Origin of the sequence: Paraburkholderia kururiensis, assembly GCF_034424375.1 — a bacterium.
GTDB lineage: Bacteria > Pseudomonadota > Gammaproteobacteria > Burkholderiales > Burkholderiaceae > Paraburkholderia > Paraburkholderia kururiensis_A.
The window spans coordinates 2,840,335-2,865,862 of sequence record NZ_CP139965.1 but is presented as its reverse complement, the minus strand read 5'-3'; the positions used below and the strand labels follow the sequence as shown (position 1 = coordinate 2,865,862).

21 protein-coding genes and 1 pseudogene are annotated in these 25,528 nt (G+C 68.2%); 17 read left to right on the top strand and 5 right to left on the bottom strand.

Annotated elements, in window-relative coordinates:
- Nucleotides 1-105: 105 nt before the first annotated feature.
- The 6 genes and pseudogenes from U0042_RS12765 to U0042_RS12740 form a co-directional block, all read left to right on the top strand.
- A complete protein-coding gene (locus U0042_RS12765) occupies nucleotides 106-633 on the top strand; it encodes a penicillin-binding protein activator LpoB (RefSeq protein ID WP_114811190.1) in 528 nt (175 codons plus the stop codon).
- Nucleotides 634-733: 100 nt separating this feature from the next.
- Nucleotides 734-2,191: a PelD GGDEF domain-containing protein gene (locus U0042_RS12760; RefSeq protein ID WP_114811085.1), complete on the top strand. Its 1,458-nt coding sequence runs from the start codon at nucleotides 734-736 to the stop codon at nucleotides 2,189-2,191.
- Nucleotides 2,175-3,188, top strand: coding sequence for a hypothetical protein (locus U0042_RS12755; protein ID WP_114811084.1), 1,014 nt, complete (start codon nucleotides 2,175-2,177; stop codon nucleotides 3,186-3,188). The genes U0042_RS12760 and U0042_RS12755 overlap by 17 nt, the downstream gene beginning before the upstream one ends.
- Entirely contained in the window at nucleotides 3,185-4,792 is a 1,608-nt protein-coding gene (gene pelF, locus U0042_RS12750) for a GT4 family glycosyltransferase PelF (protein ID WP_114811083.1), read from the top strand. Before U0042_RS12755 ends, pelF begins: the two co-directional genes overlap by 4 nt.
- The gene (pelG, locus tag U0042_RS12745) at nucleotides 4,792-6,165 is read left to right on the top strand and encodes an exopolysaccharide Pel transporter PelG (protein WP_114811082.1); all 1,374 of its coding nucleotides are present in this window, start codon (nucleotides 4,792-4,794) and stop codon (nucleotides 6,163-6,165) included. Before pelF ends, pelG begins: the two co-directional genes overlap by 1 nt.
- Nucleotides 6,166-6,247: 82 nt before the next feature.
- Nucleotides 6,248-7,129 (top strand): annotated as a pseudogene (locus U0042_RS12740) (endo alpha-1,4 polygalactosaminidase); the annotation flags it as partial.
- 176 nt (nucleotides 7,130-7,305) lie between these two features.
- Here the strand turns inward: U0042_RS12740 and U0042_RS12735 are convergent.
- Nucleotides 7,306-7,944: a LysE/ArgO family amino acid transporter gene (locus tag U0042_RS12735; protein WP_114811080.1), complete on the bottom strand. Its 639-nt coding sequence runs from the start codon at nucleotides 7,942-7,944 to the stop codon at nucleotides 7,306-7,308.
- Nucleotides 7,945-8,046: 102 nt separating this feature from the next.
- Here U0042_RS12735 and U0042_RS12730 point away from each other — a divergent pair, with 102 nt between their 5' ends.
- Complete coding sequence (locus U0042_RS12730; protein ID WP_114811079.1) at nucleotides 8,047-8,940, top strand: LysR family transcriptional regulator ArgP; 894 nt, start codon at nucleotides 8,047-8,049, stop codon at nucleotides 8,938-8,940.
- A 36-nt stretch (nucleotides 8,941-8,976) separates the two neighbouring features.
- On the opposite strand, the gene U0042_RS12725 is transcribed toward U0042_RS12730, so the two are convergent.
- Together U0042_RS12725 and U0042_RS12720 are read right to left on the bottom strand one after the other, a co-directional pair.
- Nucleotides 8,977-10,260: an MFS transporter gene (locus U0042_RS12725; protein ID WP_114811078.1), complete on the bottom strand. Its 1,284-nt coding sequence runs from the start codon at nucleotides 10,258-10,260 to the stop codon at nucleotides 8,977-8,979.
- A complete protein-coding gene (locus tag U0042_RS12720) occupies nucleotides 10,257-11,189 on the bottom strand; it encodes a PRC-barrel domain-containing protein (RefSeq protein WP_232833377.1) in 933 nt (310 codons plus the stop codon). Before U0042_RS12720 ends, U0042_RS12725 begins: the two co-directional genes overlap by 4 nt.
- Before the next feature lie 549 nt (nucleotides 11,190-11,738).
- On the opposite strand from U0042_RS12720, the gene U0042_RS12715 reads away from it, so the two are divergent.
- Entirely contained in the window at nucleotides 11,739-13,142 is a 1,404-nt protein-coding gene (locus tag U0042_RS12715) for an NCS2 family permease (protein ID WP_114811188.1), read from the top strand.
- Between the two features lie 75 nt (nucleotides 13,143-13,217).
- Here U0042_RS12715 and U0042_RS12710 read toward each other — a convergent pair whose 3' ends face one another.
- Nucleotides 13,218-13,400, bottom strand: a complete 183-nt coding sequence (locus U0042_RS12710) for a hypothetical protein (RefSeq protein ID WP_017776432.1) — start codon at nucleotides 13,398-13,400, stop codon at nucleotides 13,218-13,220.
- 442 nt (nucleotides 13,401-13,842) lie between these two features.
- Between U0042_RS12710 and hutH the strand changes: the two genes are divergently transcribed.
- The 8 genes from hutH to U0042_RS12670 all read left to right on the top strand — a co-directional run bounded on the left by hutH (nucleotide 13,843) and on the right by U0042_RS12670 (nucleotide 23,145).
- Nucleotides 13,843-15,387, top strand: coding sequence for a histidine ammonia-lyase (gene hutH, locus U0042_RS12705; RefSeq protein WP_114811077.1), 1,545 nt, complete (start codon nucleotides 13,843-13,845; stop codon nucleotides 15,385-15,387).
- 4 nt (nucleotides 15,388-15,391) lie between these two features.
- A complete protein-coding gene (hutC, locus tag U0042_RS12700; RefSeq protein WP_114811076.1) occupies nucleotides 15,392-16,087 on the top strand; it encodes a histidine utilization repressor in 696 nt (231 codons plus the stop codon).
- A gap of 80 nt (nucleotides 16,088-16,167) precedes the next feature.
- Nucleotides 16,168-17,856, top strand: coding sequence for a urocanate hydratase (gene hutU, locus U0042_RS12695; protein WP_114811075.1), 1,689 nt, complete (start codon nucleotides 16,168-16,170; stop codon nucleotides 17,854-17,856).
- 28 nt (nucleotides 17,857-17,884) lie between these two features.
- A complete protein-coding gene (locus U0042_RS12690; protein WP_114811187.1) occupies nucleotides 17,885-18,499 on the top strand; it encodes a HutD family protein in 615 nt (204 codons plus the stop codon).
- Between the two features lie 73 nt (nucleotides 18,500-18,572).
- A complete protein-coding gene (hutI, locus tag U0042_RS12685; RefSeq protein WP_114811074.1) occupies nucleotides 18,573-19,826 on the top strand; it encodes an imidazolonepropionase in 1,254 nt (417 codons plus the stop codon).
- A gap of 74 nt (nucleotides 19,827-19,900) precedes the next feature.
- On the top strand, nucleotides 19,901-21,292 hold the full coding sequence (locus tag U0042_RS12680; RefSeq protein WP_114811186.1) for a formimidoylglutamate deiminase: 1,392 nt from the start codon (nucleotides 19,901-19,903) through the stop codon (nucleotides 21,290-21,292).
- Nucleotides 21,293-21,472: 180 nt separating this feature from the next.
- A complete protein-coding gene (gene hutG / locus U0042_RS12675; protein WP_114811073.1) occupies nucleotides 21,473-22,291 on the top strand; it encodes an N-formylglutamate deformylase in 819 nt (272 codons plus the stop codon).
- A gap of 191 nt (nucleotides 22,292-22,482) precedes the next feature.
- A complete protein-coding gene (locus U0042_RS12670) occupies nucleotides 22,483-23,145 on the top strand; it encodes a hypothetical protein (protein ID WP_114811072.1) in 663 nt (220 codons plus the stop codon).
- 43 nt (nucleotides 23,146-23,188) lie between these two features.
- On the opposite strand, the gene U0042_RS12665 is transcribed toward U0042_RS12670, so the two are convergent.
- Nucleotides 23,189-24,073 (bottom strand): LysR substrate-binding domain-containing protein, encoded by an 885-nt coding sequence (locus U0042_RS12665; protein WP_114811071.1) that lies wholly within the window; start codon nucleotides 24,071-24,073, stop codon nucleotides 23,189-23,191.
- Nucleotides 24,074-24,234: 161 nt separating this feature from the next.
- Here U0042_RS12665 and U0042_RS12660 point away from each other — a divergent pair, with 161 nt between their 5' ends.
- Nucleotides 24,235-25,476 carry an aminotransferase class I/II-fold pyridoxal phosphate-dependent enzyme gene (locus U0042_RS12660; RefSeq protein ID WP_114811070.1) on the top strand — a complete coding sequence of 414 codons (1,242 nt, stop codon included), beginning with the start codon at nucleotides 24,235-24,237 and terminating at the stop codon, nucleotides 25,474-25,476.
- Nucleotides 25,477-25,528 lie beyond the last annotated feature (52 nt).

Below are 25,528 nucleotides of genomic sequence, written 5' to 3'. Positions count from 1 at the left end.
GAACGGATCGGTCCGCACGCCGGCCAGATGCGAAGTATCTTGAGGAGAACATCAATGAAAGAAGAACGTGGTTCGCGGTTCGTGTGGTTCGCGCGGTGGGTTCCCATGGCCTCGCGTGCGTCGTTGTTCGTCGCCGCGGCGGCACTCGTCGCTGCGTGCGGCACGGTGCGGCAGACCAGCGCGCCCGCGCTTTCCGCACGCGACGCGGTCGCGGTGGCCTCCATCGCCAACTACACCGAAACGCCTGCGGCCGGCCGCAGCACCGAAGCCATCGCGGCCAGCGTGCTGCGCGCCAACGGGCTGACCGACGTGCGCGTGGCACCTGCCGGCACGGGCGGCGGCGCGGCGCTCTTCGACACGGCGCAGCGCCAGGACATGGACCAGCAGCTCGAATGGGCGCGCTCGCAGCAGGTCCGCTACGTACTGACGGGCGCGGTGGAAGAATGGCGCTACAAGGCCGGCGTGGACGGCGAACCCGTGGTGGGCCTCACGTTCGAACTCGTCGACGTGCAGTCGGGCCATATCGTGTGGAGTTCGACGGGTTCGAAGAGCGGCTGGAGCCGTTCGAGCCTCGCGAGCGTGGCGACGTCGCTGATCGGCAAGGTGCTCTCGCCGCTCGCGGTGCGCCGTTGATCCCGCTTTTCCTGGGACGTCGCCCGGCGCGGCACCTGCTGTTTCAGCCGATGCCGCGCGGCGCACGCCCAGTTGTCCGATCGCTCACAGGAAACACGCCGTGAACACCGCTGCCGCCCCAACCGAAACGCGCGAGTCCAAAGCGCGTACCGCCAATCCGCTGGGCAACCTCAGCCCTGTGCGCCGCTTCGTGGCGCCCGCCGTGGCCGGGCCGTTCGCCATCGTCGAGACGGTGCTGTTCATGGCGATCGCGATCGGCCTCGCCTGGGCGTACGACCGCGCCGACCCGCTGATGCTGCACGCGGGCTTCGCCTGGCTGTGGCTCGCGCCGCTCGTCGTCGCGCTGCGCTACGGCACGCTGCCGGGGCTCCTCGCGAGCGGGGTGCTGGTGGCGGCCTGGTACGGGCTCTATCCGCGCGGCAGCGCGTGGCCGCTCATGTACTTCACGGGCGGCTTCATCCAGAGCATCGTGGCAGGCCATTTCGGCGACACGTGGGGCAGCCGCGCGGCCCGTTCGCGCGCGCTCAACGACTACCTGAACGACCGGCTCGTCGCGATCACGAACAGCCACTACCTGATGCGCCTCTCGCACGAGCGGCTCGAAAAGGATCTGCTCTCGAAGCCCACCACGCTGCGCGATTCGATTACCGAGTTGCGCCGGCTTTCCGTGGCCCAGTCGGTGGCGCAGTCGAATGGCGAGCGGCAGCCGGGCGCTGCGCCCGCGGCCCGCGGCGACACGCTGCCCGGCGCGCAGCCGCTGCTCGAATTCGTCGCGCAGGCCTGCCAGATCGAAGTCGCCGCGCTGCATCCGGTGCGCGGCGGCCGTATCGCAGAGCAGCCGGCGGCGCGCGTCGGCGAACCGTTCGCCCTCGACGTGCACGACGAACTCGTCGCCCACGCGGTCGACACGCTGGGCGTGGCGCATCTGAAGAGCGTGCAGAACGGGCAGAACGGCGAGGGCACCATCACGAACACGCGCTACGTGGTCTGCGCGCCGGTGGTCTCCGCCGACGGCGAACTCATCGCGCTCGTCGTCGTGAAGCGCATGCCGTTCCTCTCGCTCAACTACGACAACCTTCAACTGCTGCTCGTGCTGCTCGGCTACTACGCGGACGGCGTGGAGCACACGAGCCTCGTGCAGGGCGTGCTCGACGTCGTGCCGGGCTGCCCCTACGACTTCGCGCTGGACCTCGCCCGGCTCGCGCGGCTCAAGCGTTCGGCGGGCATCGATTCGTCGCTCGTCGCGCTCACGTTCATGCGCGACGAGGCGGGCGAGTCGCTCTTCGAGCACGTCATGCGCCGGCGCCGCGCGCTCGACGTGATGTGGCCCGTGCAGAGCAAGGACCGCTCAGTGCTCATCAACCTGATGCCCGCGACGGACACCACCGGTATCGACGGCTACCTCGCGCGCATCGAGGCGAGCCTCAGGGCGCAGTTCGACACCGACCTCGAAGGCGCGCGCATCGGCGTGCATACGCTGCATCTGGAAAACGGCGATCCGGGCCCGGCGCTCGGGCGTCTGCTGAAACGGGCGGGTGTCGATGCGCAAGCCCGCTGACCTCGCCGTGACGGCGCTCGCCGTCGTCGTCGCGCTCGCCGCGCAGTTCGTGGCGCTGGCCGCGGTGCTGCGTCCGCCTGCGGGCATCGACCCGCTGCTCGCGTTCGTACCGCTGCAGGCTGCCGCGGGCCTGATCCAGGCGTTCGCCCTGCGGCGCGTGCTGCCCGCGCGTTACCGCGAGCCGCGCACGATGGCCATCGTGCTGCTGTGGGCGCTCTGCACGTTCGTGCCGCTCGCGGGCGGCCTCGTCGTGCTGGCAAGCGCCATCTGGGCCATGTGGCTGCCGGCTTCGCAGAAGAGCGAGCGCCTCTCCGAAGTGCCGCGCCCCGAGTTCGTGTCGTATCTCGTCTCGCGCGTCACGCACGGCGGCGGCGCGCGTCTTCAGGCGCGCCTCGTCAATACGCGCGTGGCCTCCGACGACCGGCTCTCCGCGCTCGTCGCGATCCAGGGCATGCCCACGCGCACCACGGGCACGCTCCTGCGCGAGTTGCTGGCCGATCCGCTCGAAGACGTGCGGCTCATTGCCTACGGCACGCTCGACAAGGCCGAGAACGAGATCATGCAGCAGATCTTCGAGGCGTCGAACGCACTGCAAACGGCCGCGAGCGGTACGGAGCGCCACGCGCTGAACCGTCATCTCGCCGAGCTGTATTTCGAGCTCATCTATCAGAATCTCGTGCAGGGCGCCGTGTATCGCCACACGCTCGAACAGGCGGACCGTCACGCCGAAGCGGCGCTCGCGAGCGACGGACGCGACGCCGCGCTGTGGCTGATTCGCGGGCGCCTTGCGCTCGCCAACGGCAAGCCCGACGAAGCCGCGGGCTACATCGAACTGGCGCAGCAACTGGGCTTTCCGCGCGAACGCCTGGTTCCGTGGCTCGCCGAGGCCGCCTATCTGCGCGGCGACTACCGGCAGGTGGCCGCGCTCGTCGCCTCGCTCGGCCATGCCGCGGCGCTGCCGACGTTGAAACCCGTTGCGAGGTACTGGCTGTCATGAAAGAGTCGCTCAAACGCCGCGCCGATGCCGTGGACGTCTGCCTGTTGCTGGAAGGCACGTTTCCGTTCGTGCGCGGCGGCGTGTCGAGCTGGGTCAACGAGATGCTGCGCGCGTACCCGTCCATCCGCTTCGGCATCGTCTTCATCGGCAGCCGCGAGGAAGACTATGCGGGCGCGGCCTACCCGCTGCCCGACAACGTCGTGCATTTCGAGGCGCATTACCTCTACGAAACCGGGGCGCCCGATGCGCTCGCGAGCCGCGCCGTGCCCGGCGATCCTGCGGCTTTCGCGCGTTCGGCGGAACTGCACGCGGCGCTGCGCCACGGTGACGACGCGGGCGCGCTGCTGGTGCACATGATGCCGATGCTGGGCGAACACGGCGCGCTCAACGAGGCGCAGTTCACCTCGAGCCTGCGCGCGTGGGACTACATCGTCGAGCAGTACAACACGCACTGCACAGACCCGTCGTTCACCGACTACTTCTGGACCGTGCGCATCATGCACAAGCCGCTGTGGCTGCTCGCGCGCGTGGCGGAAAAGCTGGTGCCGGCGCGCGTCTACCACACGGTGTCCACGGGCTACGCGGGCTTTCTCGGCGCGCTCATGCACTACCGCACGGGTCGGCCGCTGCTCGTGTCCGAGCACGGCATCTATACGAAGGAACGCAAGATCGACCTGCTGCAAAGCGAGTGGATTCGCGACAACCGCGGCGCGTTCGAACGCGACATCTCGCAGATCAGCTACTTCCGCGAACTTTGGGTGCGATTTTTCAGCACGCTCGGCAAGCTCGCCTACGACGCCGCCGAAGACATCGTCGCGCTCTACGAGACCAACCGTCAGCGCCAGATTGCGGACGGCGCGGCGGCCGAACGCACGCAGAACATTCCGAACGGCGTGGACGTGGACGGCCTCGCGCCGCTCGTCGCGAAACGCCGGCCCGGCCCGCATCGCGTGGTGGGGCTGATTGGCCGCGTGGTGCCGATCAAGGACATCAAGACCTTCATTCGCGCCATCTTCATCGCGTCGCGCAGCATGCCGGAGATCGAAGGCTGGATCATCGGGCCCGAGGAAGAAGACAAGGCGTACGCGCTCGAATGCCGGGCGCTCGTCGAGAGTCTGGGGCTGGCCTCGACGGTGAAGTTCCTGGGCTTCCAGCGCATCGACGACGTGCTGCCGAAAGTGGACGTGATCGCGCTCAGCTCGATCAGCGAGGCGCTGCCGCTCGTGGTGCTGGAAGGGTTCGCCGCGGGCGTGCCGTCGATTACGACGGACGTGGGCTCGTGCCGCCAGCTGATCGAAGGCATGGACGAGGAAGACCGCGCGCTCGGCGTGGCCGGGGCGGTGGTGCCCATCGCGAATCCCGCCGCGTTTGCGACCGCCGTGCTCGACCTCTTCGCCGACGACGCGCGCTGGCACGCGGCGCAACAGGCCGGGCTCGCGCGCGTGCGCCGCTATTACACGAAGCCGCAGATGATCGAACGTTACCGCCTGCTTTACGAGCGGTTGTCCGCGCTGCCGGACCGCGAGCGGACGGCCGGTTCAGCGGCCCGCGCCGCAGGCTGCCCCGTGCACGGCGGGGCTTCGCATGGGCAGGAGACACGCTAATGGCCGGCATTGGTTTCGAACTGCGCAAGATCATGAAGCGCGAGACGCTCACGGGCGTCGCGCGTGCCTACGCCTACGCGGGGCTCATCAGCTCAGGCCCGCTGATTCTCTCGATCGTGGGCATTCTCGTGATCGGCGTAATGAGCCTCGCGTTCGTGATTCCGCAATACGCGATCGTGCAGTTTCAGGTGTCCGTCACCTATCTGATCGCGTTCAGCCTGATTCTCACGGGGCCGTTGCAGCTTTCGTTCACGCGCTTCATCTCCGACCGGCTCTTCGAGAAGCGCCGCGACCTCGTGCTCTCCAACTACAACGGCGTCGTGCTGGTGGCCACGCTCGCCGCGGGCGTGATCGGCGTGGCCGTGATGGCGATCGGCTTTCGCGCGGAGCCGCTCGGCTACCGGCTCTTGATGGTGGCGGGCTTCGTGCTGCTCAGCAACATCTGGATCGCGGTGATCTTTCTGTCGAGCGTGAAGCAGTATCGCGAGATTCTGCTGGCGTTCTTCGTGGGCTACGCGTGCACGGTGGGCTTCGCGCTGATGCTGAACCGCCACGGCATCGTGGGGCTGCTGGGCGGCTTCGTGGCGGGGCACCTCGTGCTGCTGGGCGGGCTCTCGGGGCTCATCTATCGCAACTTCGTGAGCCCGCGGCTCATCTCGTTCGAAGTGTTCGAGCGCCGTTACGCGTACCCGCGGCTCGCGCTCGTGGGGCTGCTCTTCAACCTGGGCGTGTGGATCGACAAGTTCATGTTCTGGTACGCGCCGGCCACGGGGTCGGTGGTGATCGGGCCGCTGCACGCGTCGGTGATCTACGACATTCCGGTGTTCATCGCGTACGTGTGCGTGATGCCGGGCATGGCCGCGTTCCTCGTGCGCATCGAGGCGGATTTCGTCGAATACTACGACGCGTTCTACGACGCCGTGCGCAGCGGCGCCACGCTGCATCACATCGGCGAGATGCGCGACATGATGGTGACGAGCGTGCGCGCGGGCCTCTACGAGATCATCAAGGTGCAGGCCGTGGTGCTGCTGCTCATCTTCGCGTTCGGCGCGGGGCTGCTCGAAGAGCTGCACATCTCGGTACTGTACATGCCGCTGCTGATCGTGGACGTGGTGGCCGCGAGCCTGCAGGTGCTGTTCCTCGGGCTCATGAACGTGTTCTTCTATCTCGACATGCGGCGCACGGTGCTGCGGCTCTGTGTGGCGTTCGTCGTGCTGAACGGCGTGCTCACGGCCATCACGCTCCAGCTTTCGCCGAACACGTATGGCTATGGCTTTGCCTTCGCGCTGATGATTCTCGTGGTGGCGGCTGTGCAGTTGCTGGACCGCAAGTTCGCGCGGCTCGAATATGAAACCTACATGCTGCGGGCGTGATGTGAAAGCAACGGATGGGCATGGCATGACGGGCACGTTGCGCGGCGTGGTGACGTTCATCGCTCGCTTCATTGGGCGCGCGATGGCGTGCGGCGCGGGCCTCGCGGCGAGCGCTGCCGTGGCCGTCGCCCAGCCGGGTCCCGGCGGCAGCGCGGCGAGTGCTACGGCAGGGCAGTCCGAGGCGTCCGGCGGCAGCGCCAATGCGCAGTTGCCGTCGATTGCGCTCTACTACGGCGAACACCCGCCCGTGGACCAGCTCGCCGCGTTCGATACCGTGGTGGTGGAGCCCGACAGCGGCTTCGATCCCGCCGCCGCCCGCACGCCGGGTGCGCCCTGCACGCAATGGTTCGCCTACGTGAGCGTGGGCGAGGTGACGCCGCTGCGCGGCTACTACGCCGCCATACCGAAGCACTGGCTGCTCGCGAGCAATAAGGTATGGGAGTCGACGGTGGTGGATCAGAGCGCGCCGGGCTGGCCCGCGTTCTACGTGAAGCACGTCATCGCGCCGCTCTGGGCGCGCGGCTATCGCGGCTTCTTTCTCGATACGCTCGATTCGTATCAGCTGGCCGCGAAGACCGAGGCGGCGCGTGCGCGGCAACAGGCGGGGCTCGTGGCCGTGGTGCGCGCCATCAAGGCGCGGTATCCCGAGGCGCGGCTCGTCTTCAATCGCGGCTTCGAAATTCTGCCGCAGGTGCAGGGCCTCGTGTATGCCGTGGCGTTCGAATCGCTGTTCAGCGGCTGGGATCAGGCGAAGAAGCGCTATGTCGCCGTGCCCGCCGACGACCGCGCGTGGCTGCTCGGGCAGGCCCGCACGATACGCGAGCGGTACGGGCTGCCGGTGATCTCGATCGATTACTGCGATCCGCAGGACCGCCAGTGCGCGCGCGACACCGTGGCGAAGATTCGCGACGCGGGCCTCGTGCCGTATGTGACGGACGGAGGGCTGACGACGGTGGGCGTCGGCGTGCCGGGGCACTGTGCGGCGGGTGGGGTGCCGGAGGGTGCTTCGTCCGCACCGGCGAATACGCCGTCGCGCTGAGCGTGAACGGCCAGCCTTGACGTCACTGCGTGCCGCTCACGCAACGGCCGTGACGAACGCAAGCGCATGACGGCCGCCACTGCATCAGGCACGCTACTGCATCAAGTCCGCAATTGCGCGACGGCCAGCAACAACACCATGCTGCCGATCGCGCCGTCCAGCACGCGCCACGCCGCCGCGCGCCGGAACAGCGGCGCCAGCGCCCGCGCGCCGTAACCCAGTCCCACGAACCAGACCGCACTCACGGCCATGGCGCCGACCGCGAAGGCCAGCCGGGCGCCTTCGGGCTCGCGTGCGCCTGCCGTGCCGATCAGCAGAAACGTGTCCAGATAGACGTGCGGATTGAGCCACGTGAAAGCCAGCGTCATCAGCACGATGGGCAGCGCGCCCTGCGCGGGCGGCGTTGCCGTTGGCGTGGCCGCGCCGCGCGCCTCGACGTCGAGCACGGCATGGCCCGGCTGCACGGCGCGCCGCAACGCGCTCAACCCGAACCACGCGAGATACGCGAGCCCCACATAGAGCAGCGCGTGCACGAAGGTGGGATAACGCGCGACCAGCGCCGAAGCACCGCCCACGCCCGCGCCGATCAGCACGAAGTCCGACAGGGTGCAGAGCACCACGATCTTGCCCACGTGCGAACGCATGATGCCTTGCCGCAGTACGAAGGCGTTCTGTGCCCCGATGGTGACGATCAGCGACGCGCACAGCGCGGCGCCGTGCGAAAAAGCGCTCCAGTTCATAGCAGGCCCGGTGAGTAGACGAACGGCATGAGATGGCGCTAGTCTGCGCAATCGGCTGTCGTAAGAGAAGCTAATTTACTTAAACCGGATTAAGGAACGCTAATGCTCGACTACGCCCTGCTCGATGCGCTCGCGGCCGTGGTGCGCCACGGTTCGTTCGACCGCGCGGCCAGTGCGCTCAACGTCACGCCGTCGGCCGTGTCGCAGCGCGTCAAGCTGCTGGAGGAACGCATGGGCAGCGTGCTCGTGAAGCGCGGACAGCCGTGCGTGGCGACCGCGTCGGGCGCGTTGCTGTGCCGGCATACCGAACGCGTGCGGCTGCTCGAAGCGGAACTCACGGGGCACGTGCCCGCACTTTCGGCCGCGCTCGGCGATGCGTGGCCCACGTTGCGCGTGGCCGTGAACGACGACAGCGTGGGCACGTGGTTCATCGACGCCGTCGCGGCGTTCTGCGTGGAGCGCGAAATGCTGCTCGATCTCGTGATCGACGATCAGGACCACACGGCGCAGCGCATTCGCGACGGCAGCGTGCAGGGCGCCGTCACGACGCAGGCCGAACCGGTGCAGGGCTGCCGTTCCACGCGGCTTGGCCGCATGCGCTATCTCGCCGTGTGTTCGTCGGACTTCATGGCGCGCTACTTCGCCGAAGGCGTGTCGCGCGAGTCGCTGCGTCGCGCGCCGTGCATCGAATTCAATCCCAAAGACCAGCTGCAAAAGCGCTTCGTGCGGCGCATCACGCGCGCGGAGGTGGACCCGCCGCTGCACTGGATTCCGCACGTCGCGGGCTTTTTGCGCAGCTGCCTGAACGGGCTCGGATGGGGGATGTGCCCGGAGCGCATGGTGGCAGAGCATCTCGCGCGCGGCGAACTCGTCGAGATGGCCGCGGGCCGCCATCTCGACGTCGATCTCTACTGGCAGAGCTGGCGGCTCTCCATCGGCTGGCTCGACGACTTCGGCACCATGCTCAAGCGCCGCGCGTCGCAGTTTCTCGACTGAGTACGGCGCGCGAGCCTTCGCGCGTCGCGTTGCCGCTTAGCGGGCCTTGCCCGGCGAGGCCTCGCCGGCATCCACGGCGGGCGCTGCGGCGCCTTCTTCGGCGAGCACGGCGTCGCGCGTTTCCGGCATGGCGGCCCACACGAGCAGCACGGCGAGCGCACCCGCACCGGCGAGGCCGAAGAAGCTGATGGCGTTGCCGAAGTGGTCGGCGATGAAGCCGGCCACCGCGGTGCTGAGCGTGGCGCCGATGCCGGCCGAGAGTCCGAAGAGCCCGATGCAGAGGTTGTAGCGTCCCTTGCCGCCCGCCACGTCCGCGGCGATGAGCGGCATCAGCACGCCGAACACGGCGGCGCTGATGCCGTCGAACATCTGGATCGGCACGAGCAGATACGGGCTCGCCACGCCGGCGAACAGCAGCGCGCGCACGGGCAGCGCGGCGAAGCCCAGCAGCAGGATGGGCCGGCGGCCCCAGCGTTCCGCGGAGCGTCCCACCCACGGCGACATGAGCGCGACGATGGCTTGCGGCACGATGATGCACGCGGCGATCACGAGCTGCACGTTGTCGCCCATGCTCGCCGTGACTTCGCCCGCGGCGAGGTTGAGCATGGCCGCATTCGAGAGATGGAACAGCACGACGCACGCCGCGAAGATCAGCATGCGGCGGTCGCGCAGCAGATCGAGCAGCGACTCGCGTTCTTCGGCCGGCGGCGTCGGCACGTCTTTCGGGCCGCGGTGCAGCAGGCGCGAGGGCGGCCCCGTGTGCTCGATCATCGCGAGCGCGACGAGCGCGGGCAGCGCGAGCGCCGCCGTGAGCCAGAACACCGCGCGCGCCGAAAAGTACTGCCCCGTGAGACCCATCAACCCCGCGGCCACCGCGCTGCCGATCGACGCCCAGCGCGCGTTGCGGCCCAGCCGGTCGCCCAGATCGTGGCGTCCGACGAGCGTGAGCGAGATCGCGGCCATGGCGGGCACGAGCATGCAGCTCGCGAAGCCGTGAAAGACCTCGGCGGCCATCACCGGAACCACGGTGGGGCTCGATGCGAGCAGCACCGCGCACAGGATGATGGCGCCGATCGCCCACGCGGCGGCGGCCTTCTTGTTGCGCAGTGCGTCCACGGCGGCGCCGCCCGGCACCTGGCTCACCATCGCGCTGATCGTGCCCACCGAAAGCGCGAGGCCGATCTCGCCCTGAGTCCATTTGTGCGAGGCGAGATACGACGCAATGAACGGACCGAAGCCCGTCTGCACGTTGGCGACGAAGAAGTTGACCCAGTCGAGGGCGCGAAGGCTGCGTGCGTTGACCATGGCGCGGCCCGTCATTTCGGATTGCGCGCGACGGCCGCGGCTTTGTCGCTGTCGGCGGCCGACGCCGGCGCGGCCGGCGCCTGGGATGCGGCCGCCACGGCCGGTGAAACCGCCTGGATCGGCCGGTCCGCGGCATAGGGCGGCGACGCGTTGATCTGCGCCTCGGACAGATCGATGAGCGGATGCAGCTCCTTGTCCTTCGTGACGAAGCGCAGCGCCGACCAGTTGGCCGCAATCGTGCGCCGCTGCTGGATCAGGCCGCTCACGTCGAGCACCACGGCCTGCGGCTGCGCGGCGCCGTCGATCAGCACGTCCACCACGCGGCCCACCTTCGCGCCGTTCGGGCGCTCCACGGTGGCGTCGAGCATGGGCAGCTGCACGGGCGTGACCGGCAATTGGCCGCCTTGCGGCGCGGTGGGTGTGGGCGCGGGGCGCGGACGGTCCGGCACGGGCAACTGGGCCGGGGACGGGTTGAGCGTGATGGGCGCCGTTTTGGCCGCCGGGTTCACGCGGATTGCGCTCCACGGGAAGCTGGCCTTGCGATCGCCCACGCCCATGAAGCCTTGCAGGTTCACGACGATCTGCACGGGCTTGCCGTTCGCGTCGGCGACCATGTCCACGGCGCGGCCCACCACCTTGCCGTCGGGCTTTTGCACTTCGGCGTCGAGCAGCGTGCGCGTGGTGGCGCGATCGATCAGGCGCGTCGTGATGAGCGGCGCGGGCGCAGGCGGGGGCGGCGCCGGCGCGGGCGGCGGTGGCGCCGGCTCGGGCTTGCGCGGCCTGAAGACGGGGTGGTGCGGCTTCTTCGGCGCGGGCGCCTTCGCTTCTTCGGGCGCGCTCGCTTCTTCCATGGGCTCGGCCACCACGGGCTCGCTCGCCGGTTCTTCGGGCTCCAGTACCTCGGACCGGTCGATCACGGGCGCGGGCGGCCCGAGCCGCACCATGCTGCAACCCGAAAGCAGGGCGAAGGCAGCAACGACGAAAGCCAGCCAGACCGCGTGGAAAAGCGAACCACTGTGAACATCGCCAGAAACACAACCCGGAACGCTGCCGGGACGTGTGAGACCGCGTCTCATCAACTGACACTCCTTGAGCCGGGCCCGTCGCGCGAGGTGCGCGCCGCAGCCGGTGCAATTGAAACGTAACGTGCGGGAGAGTTTAACCCGCGTAGGTGTAAACACGCGGGCCACCGCGTGTGCCGCCGTGCGGGCGGCGATATAAGCATCGCGGCATGGCCGGCATGCGGACCATGCGATGGGAGCCCCTATTGTGTTCGCCTACGCTCCGTACCAACGCAAGAACAACACGAACACGGTACCGGACGCGTTTTGTCCGACGTGGCGAGCGAAGCGGACATCGCAGGGCAGGGCGATTGTAGACGAAGAATCGTCCGCCGCAGCCTGCGGCTGAAAACACCAAAGGAAACGGGACAACCCTGAAGACGGTGCGCCGCGGTGCGCCGTTTCAGCATGCTCATCAAGGAGGCACGCATCATGATGGAACCCCAGGCCCAGTCGATTGCAGACGCCGGCGCACAGCGCCTTGAAGGCGGCGCCGAACGCGCCGGCGGCGGTCATGTCGTCGAGCGCTACTTCGGCATTGCGGCGCGCGGCAGCACCGTGCGGCAGGAAGTCGTAGCGGGCGTCACGACGTTCTTGTCGATGGTGTACTCGGTGTTCGTCGTGCCGGGCATGCTGGGCAAGGCCGGCTTCGATACGAGCGCGGTGTTCGTCGCCGTGTGCCTCACCACGGCGTTCGGCTCGCTGCTGATGGGCCTGTGGGCGCGACTGCCCATTGCGATCGGCTGCGCAATCTCGCTCACCGCGTTCACGGCGTTCGGACTCGTGCTCGGCAAGGGACTGCATCCGGGCGTGGCGCTGGGCGCGGTGTTCCTGATGGGCATCGTCTTCACCGCGATTTCGGTGACAGGCGTGCGCTCGTGGATCTTGCGCAATCTGCCGCACGGCATCGCGCATGGCACGGGCATCGGCATCGGGCTTTTTCTGCTGCTCATCGCGGCCAACGACGTGGGCCTCGTCGTCAAGAATCCGGGGCCCGGGCTGCCGGTCTCGCTGGGGCACGTCACCGCGTTGCCGGTGCTCATGTCGGTGGCGGGGCTCGCGGCCATCTTCGGGCTCGTGCGGCGCCGCGTGCCCGGCTCGATCCTGCTCGTGATCGTCGCGATCTCGGCGCTGGCGCTCGTGCTCGATCCGGGCGTCGCGTTCCACGGCGTCTTTGCGTGGCCTTCGCTCGCGGCACCGGGTCATGCCTCGTTGATCGGCGCGATGGACATCAAGGGTGCGCTCTCGCTCGCCGTGTTGCCGAGCGTGCTCGCGCTCGTCATGACGGCCGTGTTCGACGCGACGGGCACCATTCGCGCGGTGGCGGGCCAGGCGGGGCAACTGGATGCGAACGGGCGCATCGTCAACGGCGGCCGTGCGCTGACCGCGGATTCGCTGTCGTCCATCTTCTCGGGCTTCATGGGCGGCGCGCCCGCGGCGGCCTACATCGAATCGACCGTGGGCGTGGCCGCGGGCGCGAAGACCGGGCTTACCGCGGCGGTCGTGGGGCTGCTCTTTCTGGTGGTGATGTTCTTCGCGCCGCTGGCGGGCCTCGTGCCTTCGTATGCGACGGCGCCCGCGCTCATGTATGTGGGGCTCATGATGCTCGCGAACGTGAGCCGGCTCGACATGGCGGACACCATCGACGCCATGTCCGGACTCGTCTGCGCGGTGTTCATCGTGCTGACGGCCAACATCGTCACGGGCATCATGCTGGGCTTCTGCACGCTCGTGATCGGCCGCGTGGTGAGCGGCGAGTATCGCCGGCTCAACGTGGGGACGGTCGTGATTGCCGTGGCGCTCGCGGCGTTCTATCTGGGCGGCTGGGCCATCTAGCGCGAGCCCGTCTTGTTGAGCCGCTGCGTGGCGGCGCTGGAAGACGGGATGGCGCCCTGAACGCCAAAACCCGAACTAGAGCGAAAGGGCGAACGCCGGCTTCAACAATTCCTCGATGGCCATCACGATCAGCCCCATGGCGCCCGCGGCCAGCGTCAGCGTGCCGTATTCGTCGTGGTACGAGTCATAGACGCACGCCACGACGAACAGAATCGCGAGCAGGTTGGTGAGCCATTCGAAGTTCAACTCGAGCGTCATCGTCAGCATCCGGGCAACGGAACGGCCGCTTCGTTTTCGATACGGCCTGGCGAGGCCGCAAGTCCCATCAGTCGTTCCCATCAGTCGCCCGGATTCTAGTCTGTCCACATTACGGAACGGCAACGCCGGCAAGGCCGCGCGGGCGGCCTGCGCGTGAGCCGAATTTTGTCGGCTTGCGGCGTGTCGCGGTGATGTGTATATACAAGTGAGGCGTCAGGGCGAATGGCTTTTCGGCCAGCCGCGCCGCACCGCCGTCCGCGCCCGCCGCGACCCTCATCCGATCCCCCGGAAATTCGTGCCGCAACCGCGGGCAAAGGGCGCGAGTGCTCGAGCGCCGCCTCGGCCTCATGGAAATCCCCAGGCCGGGATTTTTGAAAAACCGGTTGTATAGACAAGCTCGGCCCGCTAGACTTTCGCCAACTTGTATAGACAGGACGCGACGATGATTCTCACCCCCGGCCACCTCACCTTGCCCCAGCTGCGCCAGATCGCGCGCGAAGCGGTTACGTTGCAGCTCGACCCCGCGAGCTTCGCCGCCATCGACGCCGGCGCGCGCGCCGTTGCCGAGATCGCCGCGAAGGGCGAGCCCGCCTACGGCATCAACACGGGCTTCGGCCGGCTTGCGAGCACGCACATTCCGCACGACCAGCTTGAGCTGCTGCAACGCAATCTGGTGCTCTCGCATGCGGTGGGCGTGGGCGAGCCGATGTCGCGGCCGGTGGTGCGTCTGCTCATGGCGCTCAAGCTCTCCAGCCTCGGTCGCGGCCACTCCGGCATTCGCCGCGAAGTCATGGACGCGCTCATCACGCTCTTCAATGCCGACGTGCTGCCCGTGATTCCCGTGAAGGGGTCGGTGGGCGCTTCGGGCGACCTCGCGCCGCTCGCGCATATGTCGGGCGTGCTGCTCGGCATCGGCGAGGTGTTCATTCGCGGCGAGCGGGCCAGCGCGCAGGAAGGCCTGCGCGTGGCGGGCCTCGCGCCGCTCACGCTGCAAGCGAAGGAAGGGCTCGCGCTGCTCAACGGCACGCAGGCCTCCACGGCGCTCGCGCTCTACAACCTCTTCGCCATCGAAGACCTCTATCGCACGGCGCTCGTTTCGGGCGCGCTCGCCGTGGATGCGGCGGCCGGCTCGGTGAAGCCGTTCGATGCGCGCATTCACGCGTTGCGCGGTCACGAAGGCCAGATCGAAGCGGCGGCGGCGTATCGCGCGCTGCTGGAAGGCTCGGCCATCAATCTGTCGCATCGCGATTGCGGCAAGGTGCAGGACCCGTATTCGCTGCGCTGCCAGCCGCAGGTGATGGGCGCGTGCCTCGACCAGATGCGCCACGCCGCGCGCGTGCTGCTCGTGGAAGCCAACGCGGTCTCGGACAACCCGCTCATCTTCCCGGACACGGGCGAGGTGCTCTCGGGCGGCAACTTCCATGCGGAACCGGTGGCCTTCGCCGCGGACAACCTCGCGCTCGCCGCGGCGGAAATCGGCTCGCTCGCGGAGCGCCGCATCGCGCTCTTGATCGACGCCACGCTCTCGGGCCTGCCGCCTTTCCTCGTGAAGGACGGCGGCGTGAATTCGGGCTTCATGATCGCGCACGTCACGGCGGCGGCGCTCGCCTCGGAGAACAAGACGCTCGCGCATCCGGCCTCGGTGGATTCGCTGCCCACGTCCGCGAACCAGGAAGACCATGTCTCGATGGCGACGTTCGCCGCGCGCAAGCTGGCCGACATCGCGGACAACACCGCGAACATTCTCTCCATCGAACTGCTCGCCGCGGCCCAGGGCGTGGACCTGCGCGCGCCGCACGCCACGAGCCCCGCGCTGCAGCGCGTGATGCACGCGGTACGCAGCGAGGTGGCGCACTACGAACTGGACCACTACTTTGCGCCCGACATCGCCGCCATCACGCGCCTCGTGCAGAACGGCGCGATTGCCTCGCACTGCCCGTTCGCGTTCGAGTCGGAACAGACGGCCGAGGCGCAAGAGGCGCGATAACGGCATGAACGCACCGGCCTACCAGGGCATCAAGGACTTCATCCTCGCGCGCATTCATGCGGGCGAGTGGGCGGAGGGCCACCAGGTGCCGTCGGAAAACGAGCTTGCGCGCGAGTTCAAGGTGGCGCGCATGACCGTGAACCGGGCACTGCGCGAACTCACGGCCGAACAGGTGCTCACGCGCGTGCAGGGCGCGGGCACCTTCGTCGCGCGGCCCAAGTACGAGTCGACGCTCGTGGCGATTCGCAGCATCTCCGACGAAATCGCGGCGCGCGGCCATCGTTATCGTGCGGACGTGCTGCTGCTGGGCGCGGCTATCGCGGACGAAACGCTCGCGCCCGAAATGGAGATGAAGCCCGGCAGCCCCGTGTTCCATTCGCGCGTGCTGCACTTCGAAAACGACGAGCCGGTGCAACTGGAAGAACGCTGGGTGAACCCCGCGGTGGCACCCGAATACGCGTTGCAGGACTTCACGAACACCACGCCGAACCAGTACCTCGTGCGCGTCGCGCCGTTGCAGCGCGTGGAATACCGCATCGAGGCGCTCGCCGCCGACGCCGCCACGCGCGCGCTGCTGACCATGGAGGAAGGCGAGCCCTGTCTCGTGCTGCATCGTCGCACGTGGTCGAAGGGGCAGGTGGCGTCGGTGGCCAACCTCTGGCATCCGGGCAGCCGCTATCGCTTTACCGGCCACTTTTGAGCCGAACACCGCCTGCATCGAACCCAACGTAACTGAACCGAACCCCTCTGAGCCGAACCGAACCTGAGAGAGCCGACATCATGAACGACCCGAAGCACATCGATCCGCGTTTCGATCCCACCCGCACCATTCGCGCGCCGCGCGGCAGCGAACGTGTCTGCAAGAGCTGGCTCACCGAAGCCGCGTATCGCATGATCCAGAATAATCTGGACGCCGAAGTAGCCGAGCATCCGCATGCGCTCGTGGTGTACGGCGGCATTGGCCGGGCCGCGCGCAACTGGGACTGCTTCGACCAGATTCTCGCTTCGCTCAAGGACCTGGGCGACGACGAGACGCTGCTCGTGCAATCGGGCAAACCGGTGGGCGTGTTCCGCACGCATGCCGACGCGCCGCGTGTGCTCATCGCGAATTCGAACCTCGTGCCGCACTGGGCCACGTGGGACCACTTCCACGAACTGGACCGCAAGGGCCTCATGATGTACGGCCAGATGACGGCCGGCAGCTGGATCTACATCGGCTCGCAAGGCATCGTGCAGGGCACCTACGAAACGTTCTTCGCGGTGGCGAACCAGCATTTCAAGGGCGACCCGAAGGGCCGCTGGATTCTCACGGGCGGCCTCGGCGGCATGGGCGGCGCGCAGCCGCTCGCCGCGACCATGGCGGGCTTTTCGATGATCGCCGTGGAATGCGACGAGACGCGCATCGACTTCCGCCTGAAGACCCGCTACGTGGACCGCAAGGCAAAGACGCTCGACGAAGCGCTCGCGATGATCGAGGAAGCGAAGCGCACGGGCAAGCCCGTGTCGATCGGTCTGCTCGGCAACGCCGCGGACGTGTTCGCCGAATTCGTGGCGCGCGGCATCACGCCCGACTGCGTGACGGACCAGACGAGCGCGCACGACCCGATTCACGGCTACCTGCCGCAGGGCTGGAACATCGACGACTGGCGCGAGCGTCAGAAGACGGACCCGCAGAGCATCGTGCAACCGGCGAAGCAGTCGATGGCCAATCAGGTGCGCGCGATGCTCACGCTGCAGCAACGCGGCGCGGCCACGCTCGACTACGGCAACAACATTCGCCAGATGGCGCTCGAAATGGGCGTGCAGAACGCGTTCGACTTCCCCGGCTTCGTGCCCGCGTACATCCGCCCGCTCTTCTGCGAAGGCAAGGGGCCGTTCCGCTGGGTGGCGCTGTCGGGCGACCCCGAGGACATCTACCGCACCGACGCGAAGGTGAAGGAGCTGATTCCCGACGACGCGCATCTGCACAACTGGCTCGACATGGCGCGCGAGCGCATCGCGTTCCAGGGGCTGCCCGCGCGCATCTGCTGGGTGGGCGTGAAGGACCGCTATCGTCTCGGCCTAGCGTTCAACGAGATGGTGAAGAAGGGCGAACTGAAGGCGCCCGTCGTGATCGGCCGGGATCATCTGGACACGGGGTCCGTCGCGAGCCCGAACCGCGAAACCGAAGCGATGAAGGACGGCTCGGACGCCGTGAGCGACTGGCCGCTCCTCAACGCGCTGCTCAATACCGCCGGCGGCGCGACGTGGGTTTCGCTGCATCACGGCGGCGGCGTGGGCATGGGCTTCTCGCAGCACTCGGGCGTCGTGATCGTTTGCGACGGTACGGACGCCGCGGCGAAGCGCATCGAACGCGTGCTGTTCAACGACCCTGCCACCGGCGTGATGCGCCACGCGGATGCCGGCTACGAACTCGCGCAGCAGACCGCGCGCGAAGTGGGCCTCAAGCTGCCGATGCTGGGCCGTTGAAGACGTGAGCGTGCAGCCCGCGGATCGCATGACCCTGAACGACGTCACGCTCGTGCGTGTCGCGACGCTCGTCGCGTCGCCGTGGAAAAACGGCGGCGGCGTGACGCGCGAAGTGGCCGCCGCGCCGGAAGGCGCCGGCTTCGATACGTTCGTCTGGCGAGTAAGCCTCGCCGACGTGGCCGCGCCCGGGCCGTTCTCGCGCTTTCCGGGCATCGACCGCACGCTGGTGCTGCTGGCGGGCGCGGGCATGCTGCTCGACGAGCACGTTAGCGGCACAGACGCTGCCTCCGGCACGACGCACACGCACACACTGGAGCAACCGCTCGACGTCGCGCGTTTTGCGGGCGAAGCCAGCATCGACGCACGGCTCGTGAGCGGTCCCACGCGCGACTTCAACCTGATGGTACGTCGCGGCGCGGCCACGGCGACGCTCGACGTATGGCGCGGCAACGTGCAGCGTGAGCTTTCGGGCGACACCGTGCTGCTGTTCTGCGCGGCGGGCCCGATGCGCGTCACGCTGCCCGGCGCCGCGCCGGTGGACCTCGCAACCGACGACACGCTGCGCGTGGACCGCGCGCAAGCGCTCGACGTGAGCGCCGAAGGCGAGGGCGCGCTGCTTGCCGTGACGGTGCAGCATGTCTGATGCCGTGCGCCGCCGCGCGTTCACGCGAGCCGAGCCCGCACCTCGACCGCATTCCACACACCCCGGGAACGCCATGAACCCGACTGTCTGGCATCACCTGAATCTCTGTCCGCAGGGCGACCCCGGCGAATCCGTCGCGGACGCGGCGCTCGCAGTGCGGGACGGCACGATCGTCTGGCTCGGCGAACGTGCGGCCTTGCCTGCCGAATATGCGACGTGGCCGCGCGAAGACCTGGCCGGCGCGTGGGTGACGCCAGGGCTCGTGGATTGCCACACGCATCTCGTCTACGGCGGCCAGCGCGCCGACGAATTCGCGATGCGGCTTGCGGGCGCGAGCTACGAAGAGATCGCGCGCAAAGGCGGCGGCATCGTGTCGACCGTGCGCGCCACACGCGCCGCGAGCGAAGACGCGCTCTATGCCGCCGCGGCCGCGCGACTCGAACCCTTGCTCGCCGAAGGTGTGACGGCCATCGAGATCAAGTCGGGCTACGGCCTCGATCTCGCGAGTGAGCGCAAGACGCTGCGCGTGGCGCGACGGCTGGGCGAGCGCTACCCCGTGAGCGTGTACACGACGTTTCTCGGCGCACATGCGTTGCCGCCCGAGTTCGCGGGCCGTGCCGACGACTACATCGACGAAGTCTGCGAACGCATGCTGCCCGCGCTCGCGGACGAAGGCCTCGTCGATGCCGTGGACGTGTTCTGCGAGCGCATCGGTTTTTCGCTCGCGCAGAGCGAGCGCGTGTTCGACGCCGCGGCCCGGCGCAACCTGCCCGTGAAGATGCATGCCGAGCAGTTGTCGCTCTCGGGCGGCGCGGCGCTGGCGGCACGCTATCGTGCGCTCTCGGCCGATCATCTCGAATTCCTCGACGAAGCCGGCGTGATCGCGATGAAGGATGCGGGCACGGTGGCCGTGCTGCTGCCCGGCGCGTACTACTTCATTCGCGAGACGCAGTTGCCGCCGCTCGATCTGCTGCGCCGCCACGACGTGCCCATCGCCATTTCGACGGACTGCAATCCGGGCACGTCGCCGGCCACGTCGCTGCTGCTCATGATGAACATGGCGGCCACGCTGTTTCGCATGACCGTGCCCGAGGCGCTGCAAGGCGTGACGCGCCACGCGGCCCACGCGCTCGGCCGGGCCGACGTGCACGGCACGCTCGCGGTGGGGCGGCGCGCGGATTTCGCGGTGTGGTCCGTCGAAACGCTCGCGGAACTGGCGTACACGATGGGGCGTCCGCTGTGCGCGCGCGTGGTGCGCGGCGGCACGACGGTTTACGAGCGACCCGCGTATGGCCTTTGTACGCACGAATCGCCGTTCGGGCGCTGAACTGCTCGCTGCATCGGCCCAGTACCTCCCTCCACGCTCGTGACCCCTTACGCCACACGCCTCATAACGCGCCCATCACCATGACCCAGCAATCCCTGTTCGCCGCGTACGCGTATCTGCCCGATGGGTGGCGCTGCAATGTCCTCTTGCAATGGGACAGCAACGGCACGATCACGGCAATCACGCCCGACGCATCCGTGCCCGCCGACGTTCCTCACGCCGCCGGTCCCGTATTGCCTGGCATGCCGAACCTGCACTCGCACGCGTTCCAGCGCGCGATGGCGGGACTTACCGAATATCGGGCCAACGCCACGGACACCTTCTGGAGCTGGCGCGACCTGATGTACCGCTTTGCCGCGCGCATCACGCCCGATCAACTCGCGGCCGTCGCGCGCTGGCTCTATGTGGAGATGTTGAAGGCGGGTTACACGTCGGTGTGCGAGTTCCACTACGTGCATCACGCCGAAGACGGCGCGCCGTATGCGAGCGTGGCCGAACTCGCGCAGCGCGTGGTGGGCGCGGCACGTGAGGCCGGCATCGGCATGACCATGCTGCCCGTGCTCTATCAGTACAGCGGTTTCGGCGCGAAGCCGGCGCGCGACGATCAGCGGCGCTTCATCAACACGCCCGAGCGCCTGCTGGCGTTGCTCGACGGCTTGCGTCGTGCCTGCCCCGAACACGCCGGGCTGCGCTACGGCGTTGCGCCGCATTCGCTGCGCGCGGTGTCGGAGGCGTCGCTACGCGAAGTGCTCGAAGGGCTCGACGCCCATTTTCCCGGCGCGCCCGTGCATATCCACATCGCCGAACAGACCGCCGAGGTGGACGCATGCCTCGAAGCCGAAGGCGCGCGGCCGGTGCAATGGCTGCTCGATGGCTTCGACGTGGATGCGCGCTGGTGCCTCGTGCATGCCACGCACGTCGATGCGAACGAGGTGGATGCGCTCGCGAAGCGCGGCGCAGTGGCGGGGCTGTGTCTTACGACGGAGGCGAATCTGGGCGACGGCATCTTCCCCGCACGCGACTACCTCGCGGCGGGCGGCCGCTTCGGCGTGGGGTCGGACAGCCATATCGCAGTGGACTGGCGCGCCGAGCTGCGGCTGCTCGAATACGGGCAACGTCTCGCGCGGCGGGAGCGCAACGTGCTCGCCTCGGCGCAGGTCACGCACGTGGCCGACCGGCTTTACGCCGATGCGCTTGCGGGCGGCGCGCAGGCCACGGGCCGCGCCGTGGGCGCGCTCGAAGTGGGGCGCCGCGCGGACTGGATCGTGCTCGACGGCGAACACGCGAGCATCGCGGGGCACGAGCCGCGCACGTGGCTCTCCGGCGTGGTGTTCTGCGAGCATGGCGAGTCGCCCGTGCGCGACGTCTACGCGGGCGGCGCTAAGGTCGTGGAAAACCGCCGCCATCGCGACGAGCAGCAGGCTTATGCGGGCTATCGCGCAGCGCTCGCGGCATTGTTGCGGTAAGTTGCCGGGTGGGTTTGCAAATGAGTCTGCAGTGAGTCTGCAAACGCGTTTGCGGACGGGTCGCTGAAGTACGTTGTACGTTGGCCGAAACAACGTTCGCACGAAGCATGACCAGCGGAAGTCCCCTTTGCTGCGCATTCGCGGCTCCGTGTTTGCGCACTTCGCCGTTACTGGACCGACATGAACGCTTCCTTCTCTCCGACCGCTTCGCCGGTCTTTTCGCTGCAACGCGGCAGCGTGCCGCTGCTGATCTCCATACCGCACCTCGGCACGCGCATTCCCGACGACATCGCCGCCACCATGACGCCCGCTGCGGCGCGCGTGGATGACTGCGACTGGCATCTGGACCGCCTGTACGCGTTTGCGAAAGCGCTGGGCGCGTCGATTCTCACGCCCGTCTACGCACGCTACGTGATCGATCTGAACCGTCCGCCCGACGGCGCAAATCTCTATCCGGGCCAGGACACCACGGGCCTCTTGCCCGTGGACACGTTCGACAAGGCGCCGCTTTACCGCGACGGGCACCTGCCCGACGACGCGGAAATGGCGCGACGCCGCGAGGCGTACTGGCGGCCGTATCACGATGCGCTGAAAAACGAACTGGCGGCCCTGAAGGCCCGGCATGGCCGCGTGCTGTTGTGGGAGGCGCATTCCATCCGCTCCCACGTGCCGCGTTTTTTCGAGGGACGTCTGCCCGATTTCAACTTCGGCACGGCGAGCGGCGCGAGCGCGCTGCCCGGTCTCGCCGAGCACCTGGTCGCGCTCGTGACGCAGCACGGCGGCTACACGGCGGTCGCGAACGGCCGTTTCAAGGGCGGCTACATCACGCGCGAGTACGGCAAGCCCGCGGAGGGCGTGCACGCCCTCCAGCTCGAACTCACGCAGGTCACCTACATGCAGGAGCAGATGCCGTACGCCTATGACGAAATGCGCGCGGCGCAGGTGGCGCCGCTCATCGAAACGCTCGTGAAGGCGGCGCTCGCGCGCGTGACGGCGTGACGGTGTAAGGGCGCGATGGCGCGCAATGGCGTGCGGTTGCGCGCGGCACCGCAAAGCGGCTACCCTTTCACGACGAAGCGCCGCGCGGGCGTGGACGAGCGTGACCCCGAACGTGATCCGGTGTGACCCTACCGCGCGGCGCCCAGCCTCTCCGGCAAAAACCTGGACGGACCCACATGGACGACCCCGCAATGGACGAATCCGGTGAATCGCTGCTTCCGGTCTGGCGTGCCAATCTCGTGCTGCTCACGCGCAAGGTCGGCGCGGCGACGCGCCTCGCGCGCATGATGACGTTCTCCGAGTCCTATCTGAAGCTCATACTCGCGGGCCAACGCGACTTCAGCGACGAATTCGTGCGCGGCGTGGAGGCCGTGACGGGACTGCCCGCGGGCTGGATGGACACGCCGCACGAAGACGCGGACATTCCCGACGACACGCGCGCCTCCATCGACAACGAAATTCCCCACGCCCGCTTTCGCGGCACCGCGGCGCCGGTGCGCAAGAAGTCGGTACTGCGCGCGCCCGAGCCCATCTTCGGCCAGCCTGCGCCCACGAAGCGCGAAGAGCCGCCCACCGACGTGGAAGCGCATCGCAGGCTCGCGGGCCTGCGCAAGGTGCGCGAGCTTGCAGTGCAGGACGTGAAGCGCATCGAGCGGCATCTCACGCTGCTGCCTGTGGAGCATGCCGCGCTGCGCACGCGCATCGACGACGTGATTGCCGCGGCCGATCCCGATGCCCGCGTGCGCGCCGATCTCATGGGCCGGCTCGAGCAGATCGAGAAGCATCGCGAGCTGTTGCTGCGGCATGTGGAGAAGCTGCATGCGTTGCTCGCGCGCGTGGGCGAGCAGGAGTAGCGGACACGACGCGTAGCGAAGCGTCGTGGCGGCGTCGCTCGCTTCAGCGCCGCAATCCCGTCAGGATCTGTTCGGCGAGAAAGTCGCAGGGCGGCCGGTTCGAGCGGCCGCTGCGCGCCAGCACGATTTCGAGTTCGGGCAGCTTGGGCAGGCCCTGTGCGCGGCCGAGCTGCGTGAAGCCATCGGGCACAGCGCAGCGCGCGAGCGGCGCGATCGCGAGGCCCGCGGCCACCATGCTGCACAGGCCCATCAAGCTCGGGCTCTCGTACGAGGTGCGGTAGGGGATGCGGGCGCGTTCCAGCGCGCGCAACGCATTGGCGCGCGCGACGCTGCCTGTGCCGAAGACGGCAATGGGCAACGGCCTTTCCTTCCAGATTTCGCGGCCTGTCGCCGTGGTCGGAGCAGTGGCCGGTCCTGCCCGGCCGGGGCCTGCCCACACCATTGGCTCGAAGCGGATGAGTTCGCCGGACAGCCCCTTCATGCGCGTCACGCAGGCCAGGTCGATGCGGTTGTCCTTGAGGAGCGGAGCGAGCGCGTGGCTGGGCAGCCCGATCACCTGAATTTCCACCTTCGGCCAGCTTGCCGAGAACTGGCGCAGCACCGGCGGCAGCAGCGACGACGCGTAGTCGTCGGGCACGCCGATCGACACCCGGCCCTTCACCTCGGGATGCACCATCGAGGCCCACGCCTCGTCGCGCAGCGCCAGCATGCGGCGCGCGTAGCCGATGAGCATCTGGCCGTCCTGCGTGGGCACGGCGTTGCGCGGGCCGCGCACGAACAGCGTCTTGCCGAGCGACGTTTCGAGCGAGCGGATCTGCATGCTCACCGCGGATTGCGAGCGATGCACGAGCGCGGCGCCGCGCACGAAGCTGCCTGCATCGGCCACGGCGACCACCATGGCGAGCACGTCGAGATCGAGAGCCTTCATGAAGGGGAGATCGAGGTTGAGTGACGGAAAACGGCGTTGACGCTGCCATCAGAAAAGCTGATTGCGGCGTTCAATATAACGCGTTTGCCTGAACCCGCTCATGGCTTGCATACTGGCCCGGTTCTGACAACGTGCCGCTGCCGCGGCGGGAGACCGATGCAATGCCGATGAGTTACGACGAGTTTCGCCAACGGGGAATGCGCCTCGACATGTCGCGCGGCAAGCCCGCGCCCGAGCAGCTTGCGCTTTCGCAGGCGCTGGTGGACGACGCGCCGCGCGCAGGCTGGCTGTCGCGCGATGGCATCGATTGCCGCAATTACGGACACGCGCTGGGCTTGCCCGAGGCGCGTGAATTCGGCGCGGCGTTGCTGGGCGTGCCCGCAGCGCAGGTGGTGGCGGCGGGCAACTCGAGCCTCGAACTCATGTACGACGCGATCGCCTTCGCAATGCTGAGGGGCACGAGCGGTGCAGCAGGTGCGACAGGTTCAGCAGGCTCGACACCGTGGCGCGCGCAGGGCGACGTCGCGTTTCTGTGCCCCGTGCCGGGCTACGACCGGCACTTTGCGATCTGCGAGGCGCTCGGCATTCGCATGGTCAGTGTGCCGATGCGAGACGACGGTCCCGACATGGAGGCGGTGGAGCGCGAACTTCGCCGCGACCCCGCCATCAAGGGCATGTGGTGCATGCCGCTCTACAGCAACCCGAGCGGTGCGATCTGGTCGGACGAGACGATCCGGCGTCTTGCCGCCATGCCGGCCGCGCCCGATTTCAGGCTCTTCTGGGACGACGCGTATCGCGTCCACCATCTCACGCAGACGAAGCACGAGACGCTCGACGTGCTTCGCGCCTGCGCGGAAGCGGGCCACCCCGACCGTGCGATCGTGTTCGCGTCGCTCTCGAAGGTGACGTTCAGCGGCGGCGCCGTGGCGTTTCTGGCGTCGTCGCCGCGCAATGTCGAGTGGTGGCAGCGTTGCACGTCGGTGCGCACCATCGGCCCGGACAAGCTCAACCAGTTGCGCCACGTGCGCTTTCTGCCGGACCGCGCGGCGCTGGAGGCGCTCATGGAACAGCATCGGGCGCTGCTGCAACCGAAGTTCGATGCCGTGCTCGAGGTGTTCGGCGAGCGGCTGGGCAGCGTGCCCGGCATCAGCTGGACGCGGCCTGCGGGCGGCTACTTCATCAGCCTCTACGCGCCGCATGGGCTGGCGAAACGCACGGTTGCACTCGCCGCAGATGCAGGGCTCGTGCTCACGCCGGCCGGCGCGGCGTTTCCGTATGGGCACGATCCGCACGATACGCATCTGCGCATCGCGCCGTCGTTTCCTTCGCTCGACGAGGTTCGGCTCGCGGCGCAAGGCATTGCGGTGTCGCTGCTGCGAGCCATCGACGAGGCGCGTGATTGAACCGATGGGCTGGCAGCCCGACGAATGAAGCGATGCGTTCGAAGCACCGGCC

What these genes read in the sequence shown, in the direction of transcription:
- U0042_RS12765 (WP_114811190.1), top strand. Translation starts at nt 106, where the DNA reads ATGGCCTCGCGTGCGTCGTTGTTCGTCGCCGCGGCGGCACTCGTCGCT.
- U0042_RS12755 (WP_114811084.1), top strand. Translation starts at nt 2,175, where the DNA reads ATGCGCAAGCCCGCTGACCTCGCCGTGACGGCGCTCGCCGTCGTCGTC.
- pelF (WP_114811083.1), top strand. Translation starts at nt 3,185, where the DNA reads ATGAAAGAGTCGCTCAAACGCCGCGCCGATGCCGTGGACGTCTGCCTG.
- pelG (WP_114811082.1), top strand. Translation starts at nt 4,792, where the DNA reads ATGGCCGGCATTGGTTTCGAACTGCGCAAGATCATGAAGCGCGAGACG.
- U0042_RS12735 (WP_114811080.1), bottom strand. Translation starts at nt 7,944, where the DNA reads ATGAACTGGAGCGCTTTTTCGCACGGCGCCGCGCTGTGCGCGTCGCTG.
- U0042_RS12730 (WP_114811079.1), top strand. Translation starts at nt 8,047, where the DNA reads ATGCTCGACTACGCCCTGCTCGATGCGCTCGCGGCCGTGGTGCGCCAC.
- U0042_RS12725 (WP_114811078.1), bottom strand. Translation starts at nt 10,260, where the DNA reads ATGACGGGCCGCGCCATGGTCAACGCACGCAGCCTTCGCGCCCTCGAC.
- U0042_RS12720 (WP_232833377.1), bottom strand. Translation starts at nt 11,189, where the DNA reads ATGGTGCGGCTCGGGCCGCCCGCGCCCGTGATCGACCGGTCCGAGGTA.
- U0042_RS12715 (WP_114811188.1), top strand. Translation starts at nt 11,739, where the DNA reads ATGATGGAACCCCAGGCCCAGTCGATTGCAGACGCCGGCGCACAGCGC.
- U0042_RS12710 (WP_017776432.1), bottom strand. Translation starts at nt 13,400, where the DNA reads ATGACGCTCGAGTTGAACTTCGAATGGCTCACCAACCTGCTCGCGATT.
- hutH (WP_114811077.1), top strand. Translation starts at nt 13,843, where the DNA reads ATGATTCTCACCCCCGGCCACCTCACCTTGCCCCAGCTGCGCCAGATC.
- hutC (WP_114811076.1), top strand. Translation starts at nt 15,392, where the DNA reads ATGAACGCACCGGCCTACCAGGGCATCAAGGACTTCATCCTCGCGCGC.
- hutU (WP_114811075.1), top strand. Translation starts at nt 16,168, where the DNA reads ATGAACGACCCGAAGCACATCGATCCGCGTTTCGATCCCACCCGCACC.
- U0042_RS12690 (WP_114811187.1), top strand. Translation starts at nt 17,885, where the DNA reads ATGACCCTGAACGACGTCACGCTCGTGCGTGTCGCGACGCTCGTCGCG.
- hutI (WP_114811074.1), top strand. Translation starts at nt 18,573, where the DNA reads ATGAACCCGACTGTCTGGCATCACCTGAATCTCTGTCCGCAGGGCGAC.
- hutG (WP_114811073.1), top strand. Translation starts at nt 21,473, where the DNA reads ATGAACGCTTCCTTCTCTCCGACCGCTTCGCCGGTCTTTTCGCTGCAA.
- U0042_RS12670 (WP_114811072.1), top strand. Translation starts at nt 22,483, where the DNA reads ATGGACGAATCCGGTGAATCGCTGCTTCCGGTCTGGCGTGCCAATCTC.
- U0042_RS12665 (WP_114811071.1), bottom strand. Translation starts at nt 24,073, where the DNA reads ATGAAGGCTCTCGATCTCGACGTGCTCGCCATGGTGGTCGCCGTGGCC.
- U0042_RS12660 (WP_114811070.1), top strand. Translation starts at nt 24,235, where the DNA reads ATGCCGATGAGTTACGACGAGTTTCGCCAACGGGGAATGCGCCTCGAC.